This window comes from Carnobacterium divergens, assembly GCF_900258435.1.
GTDB lineage: Bacteria > Bacillota > Bacilli > Lactobacillales > Carnobacteriaceae > Carnobacterium > Carnobacterium divergens_A.
In genome coordinates, this window is the sequence record NZ_LT992558.1 from 1 (window position 1) to 8,144 (window position 8,144).

7 protein-coding genes, 1 tRNA gene, 1 other RNA gene and 1 pseudogene are annotated in these 8,144 nt (G+C 36.4%); 1 reads left to right on the plus strand and 9 read right to left on the minus strand.

Features of this window, described 5'->3' with window-relative positions:
• From CDIMF43_RS00580 to tadA, 5 genes and pseudogenes are all read right to left on the minus strand, one after another.
• Nucleotides 1-289: pseudogene (locus CDIMF43_RS00580) on the minus strand (recombination protein RecR); the annotation flags it as partial.
• Nucleotides 290-354: 65 nt separating this feature from the next.
• Nucleotides 355-666 carry a YbaB/EbfC family nucleoid-associated protein gene (locus CDIMF43_RS00585; protein ID WP_074401461.1) on the minus strand — a complete coding sequence of 104 codons (312 nt, stop codon included), beginning with the start codon at nucleotides 664-666 and terminating at the stop codon, nucleotides 355-357.
• A gap of 59 nt (nucleotides 667-725) precedes the next feature.
• On the minus strand, nucleotides 726-2,570 hold the full coding sequence (gene dnaX, locus CDIMF43_RS00590; protein ID WP_109840903.1) for a DNA polymerase III subunit gamma/tau: 1,845 nt from the start codon (nucleotides 2,568-2,570) through the stop codon (nucleotides 726-728).
• A 160-nt stretch (nucleotides 2,571-2,730) separates the two neighbouring features.
• Nucleotides 2,731-2,817, minus strand: an RNA gene (gene ffs / locus CDIMF43_RS00595) — signal recognition particle sRNA small type.
• Nucleotides 2,818-2,889: 72 nt separating this feature from the next.
• Nucleotides 2,890-3,405, minus strand: coding sequence for a tRNA adenosine(34) deaminase TadA (gene tadA / locus CDIMF43_RS00600; RefSeq protein ID WP_109840904.1), 516 nt, complete (start codon nucleotides 3,403-3,405; stop codon nucleotides 2,890-2,892).
• A 154-nt stretch (nucleotides 3,406-3,559) separates the two neighbouring features.
• On the opposite strand from tadA, the gene CDIMF43_RS00605 reads away from it, so the two are divergent.
• The gene (locus CDIMF43_RS00605; protein ID WP_109840905.1) at nucleotides 3,560-4,426 is read left to right on the plus strand and encodes a helix-turn-helix domain-containing protein; all 867 of its coding nucleotides are present in this window, start codon (nucleotides 3,560-3,562) and stop codon (nucleotides 4,424-4,426) included.
• Nucleotides 4,427-4,475: 49 nt separating this feature from the next.
• Here CDIMF43_RS00605 and CDIMF43_RS00610 read toward each other — a convergent pair whose 3' ends face one another.
• The 4 genes from CDIMF43_RS00610 to CDIMF43_RS00625 form a co-directional block, all read right to left on the minus strand.
• Nucleotides 4,476-4,826, minus strand: coding sequence for a hypothetical protein (locus tag CDIMF43_RS00610; RefSeq protein WP_034573289.1), 351 nt, complete (start codon nucleotides 4,824-4,826; stop codon nucleotides 4,476-4,478).
• A 78-nt stretch (nucleotides 4,827-4,904) separates the two neighbouring features.
• Nucleotides 4,905-7,388 (minus strand): ATP-dependent Clp protease ATP-binding subunit, encoded by a 2,484-nt coding sequence (locus CDIMF43_RS00615; RefSeq protein ID WP_109840906.1) that lies wholly within the window; start codon nucleotides 7,386-7,388, stop codon nucleotides 4,905-4,907.
• A gap of 17 nt (nucleotides 7,389-7,405) precedes the next feature.
• Nucleotides 7,406-7,867 carry a CtsR family transcriptional regulator gene (locus CDIMF43_RS00620; protein ID WP_074401456.1) on the minus strand — a complete coding sequence of 154 codons (462 nt, stop codon included), beginning with the start codon at nucleotides 7,865-7,867 and terminating at the stop codon, nucleotides 7,406-7,408.
• 180 nt (nucleotides 7,868-8,047) lie between these two features.
• A tRNA-Pro gene (locus CDIMF43_RS00625) sits at nucleotides 8,048-8,121 on the minus strand.
• Nucleotides 8,122-8,144: the final 23 nt, after the last annotated feature.

The following is an 8,144-nucleotide window of genomic DNA, read 5'->3' on the forward strand; positions in this document are numbered from 1 at the left end:
TTTTTTCCATTGAAATCACATCTTTAGGGTCTTCCACTACTAAAACAATGCTACGATCTCTCGTTGTGTCTTGGCATATTTCACATGGATCGCCTTCCGTGATATTTCCGCAAATCGAACAATAATGCAAATCTCTTTTTGCACTAATCAACGCTTTAGCAAAATCCGTCACGTCTTCTTCCTTCATATCAATTGTAAAAAACGCTAATCTGGCAGCTGTTTTTGCACCAATTCCGGGCAATTTCATGTAGCTATCAATTAATTTTGAAATTGGTTCTGGGTAATGCATTCTGCTCATCCTCACTGTTTTAAAAAGTGGGACGCTTCAAACGCCCCACTTTTTTTATCGTTGATTTATAAACCTGGGATTCCTTTAGTGAATTTTCCCATTGTTGATTGTGTTTCAACTTCAATTTTTGCTAACACATCGTTTGTTGCCATTAAAATTAAATCTTGCAACATTTCAATATCATCTGGATCTACCGCTTCTGGCTTGATAACAACGTCTTTCACTTTCTTGTCACCTGTCATCACGATGGATACCAACTCACCACTGGCTACCCCGGTAAATTCTTTTTGGTTTAAAGCCTCTTGTGCTGATCCCATTTCTTTTTGCATTTTTTGCATTTGTTTCATCATACCTTGCATATTTCCCATTCCACGCATGTTGTCTACTTCCTTTCATTGGTTCGCTTTTTATTTTAAAACTAAATTAGTTAAAAATCTTAATCATCCAACACTTCAACCATTGCTTCTCCAAATAACTCAAGTGCTTCAGTGACGACTGTATTTTGATCGTCTGCAATTGGAGGTGCCACAAGGTCATCAAGACCGTCAAATGTTGGCGCTGGTGGTTCCTGAACGATTTGTGGATTCATTGCTTCAGAAGTGGGGGTTGGTGAACCCCCCTGTGCTTCTTTTGGTTGTTCCGTTGGCTTTGATTTATTTTGACTCAAATACTCGCTACGAATCGTTGGCCATTGATCGCTTGGCACACAAATCATTCTTGGGGTATGTCCGATTAATCGGCGCATGTCCTCACTAACTGCTTCCATTAATTCTTGATCATCGGTTGCTTTCTGACATAAAATATCATATTCAAAAGAAACAATCAAGCCTGTTGGACTTGCTGCAACAGGTGTTGAGGCTTTCATCACCGCTCGTTGCGTCACTGAAAGCATATTTAATAAATCAGGCCACAGTTCTTTTAATTGCAATAAATTGTCTTTTGTCGCTTCTTTTAGAACTTGATAGATCCCTGTTGTATTTGGTTTAAATTGATTGTTCCCAGCTTTTTTGGTAACTCGTTGTTGTGGTTTTTTTGCAGCTCCACTTGCAACGATTCCATTCTCTTTTAGTTCTAAAAGCTGTTTTTTTAATTCGTTGATTTCAGCTTCTAAATGCCCTACATTTCCACTCGCTTCTTTTGTTGCAGGTATTTCCTGAGAGGCTGGCTGAATAGATTCCATCTTAGACGCCACATTCACTCGCAACTGTGTCATTTTAACTGTTGCCACTTCCAAATAAATATCTGGGTGATTCGTAAAGCGCATTTCTGTTTGAGAGTCATTTAAAATTGTAATCATTTGATATAAAATACTCGCCGGAATCTTCCCGCTTAATTCCTTGAACGTCGTATCTGCACTCGCCTCTTCTAGTAAATCAATCATTTGCGGCGCTTGTTGATACACCAATAAATCACGACTGAATAAAATCAAATCTTCGACAAATCGTGCAGAATCTTTGCCTTCAGCTAAAATACCTTGTAAAATTGCCAATCCTTTTTCAGTATCATTTGTTAAAATGGCCTCAAAATAAGTTAATAACAATTCTTGCGTGAGGCTTCCAGTGACACTCATTGCATTTTCCAACGTTACTTCCGTTTCGCCATAGGAGATTACCTGATCTAAAATGCTTAATGCATCACGCATTCCGCCTTCCGCTGAGCGCGCAATAACAGGCAAGGCACTTTCCTCAAATCCAATTTTTTCTTGCTCCAAAATATAAGCCATTCTTCCGCATATATCTTTCACTGAAATACGCTTAAAATCAAAGCGCTGCGTCCTCGAAATAATGGTTAACGGAATTTTATGAGGTTCGGTTGTTGCTAAAATAAAAATAACATTTTTTGGTGGCTCTTCTAGTGTTTTCAATAAGGCATTAAACGCACCTGTTGAAAGCATATGAACCTCATCAATAATGTATACTTTGTAATCAGCACTTGTTGGTGCATATTTGGCCTTATCTCGAATATCACGAATTTCCTCGACGCCATTGTTACTCGCCGCATCAATTTCAATGACATCATTTAATTGACCTTTCGTAATCGCCATACAAGTTTCACAGGTATTACATGGTTCACCGTCAACAATATGATGACAGTTAATTGCCTTTGCAAAAATCTTGGCAGCACTCGTCTTACCCGTTCCTCTTGGACCTGTAAATAGATAAGCATGACTTGTTTTATGTTGTATCAATGCATTACGCAGTGTTTGAGTAATCGCTAATTGTCCAGCAATATCTTGAAATCTTTGGGGACGCCAAACCCGATAAAGTGCTTGATAACTCATCTATTTCCCTCTTTCTGAACCGAAGATTTACTAATTTCTATTATACGTTAAAAAAGATAGGATTTCATTCATTTAAACTAAAAATTTGGTAAAATCTCCCATCATTTTCTTAAGCGTGAAAAAAAACTCTCAATACAAATTGTATTAAGAGTTTCTCACTATGTACTTACAGCACATGGCGAAGCATACTTAGTGCTGCTTCCTTCCAGATCTGACACGATTCATAAGTTCACCATTGCTATAAGGCCTTTCGGCAATCTTTATTTTACCTTATCTTTTCCCTAAAAGCTAGCTTTTTTTAGAAATTGTATCAATAAAGTTAAATTAACTTATTTTGCTCCGCACTTTTTCTTGCAAGCTTCTCTTCTTTTTTTCGTTGTCGCAGGGCTTTAAAAAACTCACTTAACAATTGACCACACTCTTCTGCTAAAATACCTGATTCAACTGCCAATTGGTGATTAAAGCGCTCGTCTGTCAGCAAATTATAAAGCGTCCCCGCAGTTCCACCCTTAGGATCTTCCGCACCATAATAAACCTCTTTGACTCGTGACATAATCATTGCTCCACTACACATTGGACAAGGTTCTAGCGTTACAAATAAGCTTGCTTCTTCTAAACGCCAACTGTCTAAAAGATGATTTGCCTGGCGAATTGCAATCATTTCAGCATGAGTCGTAGCGTCATTGGTCTCTTCTCGCATATTGTGACCACGAGCAATCACTTTGCCATCTAAAACCACAACAGCCCCAATCGGAACTTCTAATTTATCGCCAGCCTTTTGTGCTTCTTTTATTGCTTCCTTCATAAAAAATTCTTTTTCTTCTTGTGTATACATCTGCCAATTCCTTTGTTCGTTTTCTATATCCTATCATAGTTCGCTTATTTTCTATATCTAATTTTTCTAATCTGTGGGATTTTATTAAGTTCATTTTAAAATTGTGTTATACTAATGTAAGCAATTACAAGTTGATTCGAAAGGAGTTTTCCCCTTGGATTTTGAACGTTTACAAACCCTTTATCCAAATGCAACCCTAGTTGAAACTCCCAGTAATGAGAGTGGGATTCTGTGTCTACCCTATCATACTCAATGGATTAAAATCTCAACTAATGAACTTAAGCTATCTGAAATTCAATTATTACAAGCTCTTTTCCCAATAAAAAAAGAAACAAAAAAGGCCTTAAGTCATTCGATTTGGTACCAATTTCTATGGCAAGCTAAGCCGCTGCCGACAACTAAAAAAGGCACTTATCGCGTAATTCAATTTACCCTCTCTCACCCACTTGATTCAGAGAATCAGTTTATGTGGCTAGAAGCTTTTTCACAAGTTTTTCCTGCCTGTGAGGATTCTTTTTTTATCAATCCGACTACTGGAGTTCTTATTCAAGAACAAACGAAAAATGACTTTACACTGGAAGAACTAAGTGGCGTTATTCAAGCTCTGGAGGATGACTTTTCGATAAAAGTATTTTGTTATATCGGCCATTTTTGGCACTTAACAACCGATTTCCCAAAATTATTTCACGAAGAGCAGTCCATTTTTAATCAACAACAACAGATCACAAAAAATCCTGTTCTGTCTCTTCCCCAAATTGCTCTTGCTTACTACACAAAAACATCTACCGAAAAAAGTTTTTTGATGAAAACCTTGAAAGACAGTCTTTCCGAACAAGTCGATTGGCAAGAACTCGTCCAAATTCTCTGGGAAACCCAAGGAAATCTTTCCTTGGCAGCAAAAAAATTATACATCCATCGGAACACGTTACAATATCGAATTGATCGTTTTTTAGAAGCAACCTCATTTTCTTTAAAAGATCAAAACGATTTAACCTTGTGTTACTTACTTGTTCTTATTTAAAAAAAACTCCTCATTCGCTCAACTAATGACCGAATGAGGAGTTTTCTATTTATTTATCGAATTTTTCTTTGACTGTTTCAGTGTAACCATGTAACGTGTGTTTAAAATCTTCCGCCATATCTTTTACATTATCGCCATAAACGTTGATTTTACCTTTAAGATTTCCAATCTTGTCTACAATTTTTAACAGATTTGAGATTTCTTCATCTGATAATTGGTCCACAACAGATAACGCATCGTCATTGCCGTTTAATTTTTCTTTGATAAAGTCTTTAGCGCGTTTACGATTCATGTAACTTTCAATCTTTTGGAGTGCTTTTTCTGAAGAAGAAACAATAATGGTTCCTACTACTACTGTTGCGCCTAAGCCTATTAATAAACCTTTAGTTGAATTTTTCATATTCTTTCACGTCCCTTTTCTTAGATTGATATTTAATATAATTTTAACACAAATCTTTGCTTTTAACTAATGAAAGCCTTATTTTGAAACAGCTTTTACTTTTTTGATTTTTGGTTCTTTGACTTGAATCCGAATTTTCCCTTTAACCGCACCAATTGTTACTTCGTCTCCAATTTTAACCGTACCGTTTAATAATTCTTCACTTAGACGATCTTCAACTTCTTTTTGCAAGGCTCTTCTTAGTGGTCGTGCTCCATATTCGGGATCAAATCCTGCCTTTGCAATCACTTCATTGGCTGCAGGTGTGATTTTCACATGAATATCTAGCTCTTTTAAACGTTTGATAATCGTATTGCCCATTAGTTTCACAATTTCCGTTAATTCATCTTTTTCTAATGAATGGAAGACAATCGTTTCATCAATTCGGTTGATAAATTCAGGTCTAAACGTATTTTTCAATTCTTCTAAAATTCGTTTTTCCATTGCTTTATGATCTTTCTTCTTATCCTTTGTACTAAACCCAACTGATTTTTCATCTCTTAAAGCAGTAGCACCTAAGTTTGAAGTCATAATCATAATGGTATTTTTAAAGTCCACCTTACGACCTTTTGAATCCGTTAAATGACCATCATCTAAAACTTGTAATAAAATATTAAAGACATCTGGATGCGCTTTTTCTACTTCATCTAACAAAATAACAGAATAAGGTTTTTGGCGAATTTTTTCTGTTAATTGTCCGCCTTCATCGTAACCGACATATCCTGGTGGTGAGCCAATTAAACGACTTGTACTGTATTTTTCCATATACTCAGACATATCCACGCGAATAAGTGCTTCCTCACTCCCAAACATAGCTTCACTCAAAGCTTTCGCTAATTCCGTCTTCCCGACACCTGTAGGGCCTAAGAACATAAATGAACCTATTGGTCTATTTGGATCTTTCAAACCACTTCTAGCGCGTCTCATAGCTCTTGAAACAGCACTAACCGCTTCTTTTTGACCTACAACTCGGCTGTGCAATACTTTTTCCAAATTTAGTAAACGATCACTTTCTTTTTGTTCCATTTGTTGAACTGGAATCCCTGTCCACAATGAAACGACCTCTGCCACATCAATTGGTGTTACTTGTAATTTAGAAGAAGTTGTTTGTTTGCCTTCTTTGATAATTAAGTTTTCAATTTTTTTCTTTTGGCGCATCTCTTTTGCTCTAATTTTAGCAGCTCGTTCAAAATCTTGCGTTTGAATGGCTTCTTCTTTTTCAGCAACTAGTGCATCCAGTTCAGCAATTGCTACTGCTACTGGCGTAGGTTTATCTGAAACATCTAAACGAACTTTAGCCGCTGATTCATCAATCAAATCAATCGCTTTATCCGGTAATTGTCTTGATGTGATATAACGCATTGAAAATTGAATGGCAGAATGGATTGCTTCATCCGTAATTTCTACACCATGATGTTCTTCATAACGCGATCTTAAACCAAGCAGAATTTCCTCTGCTTCTTCAGCCGTCGGTTCGTCTACTTGAATAGGTGCGAAACGTCGTTCTAAAGCAGCATCTTTTTCAATATACTTTTGATATTCATCCAACGTCGTTGCACCAATCGTTTGTAATTCTCCCCTTGCAAGAGCCGGTTTTAAAATATTCGAAGCGTCAATGGCTCCTTCTGCTCCACCAGCCCCGATTAAGGTATGCAACTCATCGATAAAGAGAATCACTTCACCGTCTTGATAAATTTCCTCAATAACTTTTTTCATACGATCTTCAAATTCACCACGGTATTTAGTTCCCGCAACCATCGATCCCATATCTAACATCATTAATCGTTTTTTAGATAAATCTTTTGGTACTTCACCGTTAATAATTTTTTGCGCCAAACCTTCTGCTATTGCTGTTTTACCAACACCAGGCTCACCAATCAAGACAGGATTGTTCTTCGTTCTACGACTCAATACTTGAATCAAACGATGTACTTCCTTTTGACGTCCCACAACAGGATCCATTTTCCCAGCTCTAGCCAACGCTGTTAAATCTCGAGCCAAAGAATCTAACGTAGGCGTTCCACCTGTTGATTGAGCCGTTGCCGCTTTGCTACGTTTCCCTTTACTTCCGTTACTGTCGCTAACACCAATTTTTTTAAGTAATAATTGTCTTGTCTTATTTAAACTAACATCTAAATTACTTAAAATTTTTGAAGATAAAATTTCCTCTTCACGTAGCAAACCTAACAGTAAATGTTCCGTTCCAACCAAAGGTGCTCCTAAACGTCTTGCTTCATCTGTTGCAAAGGTTATTACTTGTTTTGCTCTTGGAGAATAAGGAAGAATTACATTTTTTGAAATACTGCCCATCGTTCCATAACCTGTAAAGTGTTCTATTTCTTCTCGAACATCTTGCTCATTAACTGCAAATTGTCTTAACGTTTTTCCAGCCATACCTTCTTGTTCGATTACTAAGGCTAATAAGATATGTTCTGTCCCAACTGAATGATGACGAAAACGTTTTGCTTCATCTTGTGCCAGAATTAAAACCATTTTAGCTTTCTCTGTAAATAATTCGTTCATTTTAACGCCTCCATCATTTATTCATATCTTAAATTGTCTACAAAAGCGACCAAGATTTTTGCTCGTAAACTATTTTCATTTTTTTCACTACTTGCAAGAACATTTTTTTCCAGTGCTGAGAGCATTAAAGTCGCTTCTCTTTTAGTAATAACTTCATCTTCATATAGTTTTTGAATAATTGAATAAGCGTCTTTTTGGGAAATCTTATCTCCAATTATTTGAATCATCGCATCTAGCATTTCTACCTTGTCCAATAACTTCACTTTAATAATTCTAATATAGCCACCACCGCCACGTTTACTCTCAACTAAATAACCTTGTTGAACAGTAAAACGAGTATTGATAACATAATTAATTTGAGAAGGTACACAATTAAATTGATTAGCCATTTCACTACGTCTAATTTCAATTTGTTCATGAACGCCTAAAACTTGTTTCAAATAGGCTTCAATGATATCTGACATATTTTGATTTTGCATAAGTCTCCTCCTTCTTAAACGATTTAATAGATTTTGACTAATACTGACTTTAATTATACGAGAAAAATGTTCATTTGAAAAGCAAGTCTACTTATTTCAATAAAAAAGTTCACTTTATGTAAAATAAAAAAGATGATTTATCCATATCTAGGATAAATCATCTTAACTTTTTCTTCACTATCGGGAAGACAGGATTCGAACCTGCGACCCCTTGGTCCCAAACCAAGTGCTCTACCAAGCTGAGCTACTTCCCGTTTTGAACTCGAAGATATGATCT

Coding starts and splice junctions, on each gene's coding strand:
- CDIMF43_RS00585 (WP_074401461.1), bottom strand. CDS start 666: ATGCGTGGAATGGGAAATATGCAAGGTATGATGAAACAAATGCAAAAA.
- tadA (WP_109840904.1), bottom strand. CDS start 3,405: ATGTATACACAAGAAGAAAAAGAATTTTTTATGAAGGAAGCAATAAAA.
- CDIMF43_RS00610 (WP_034573289.1), bottom strand. CDS start 4,826: ATGAAAAATTCAACTAAAGGTTTATTAATAGGCTTAGGCGCAACAGTA.
- CDIMF43_RS00615 (WP_109840906.1), bottom strand. CDS start 7,388: ATGAACGAATTATTTACAGAGAAAGCTAAAATGGTTTTAATTCTGGCA.
- dnaX (WP_109840903.1), bottom strand. CDS start 2,570: ATGAGTTATCAAGCACTTTATCGGGTTTGGCGTCCCCAAAGATTTCAA.
- CDIMF43_RS00620 (WP_074401456.1), bottom strand. CDS start 7,867: ATGCAAAATCAAAATATGTCAGATATCATTGAAGCCTATTTGAAACAA.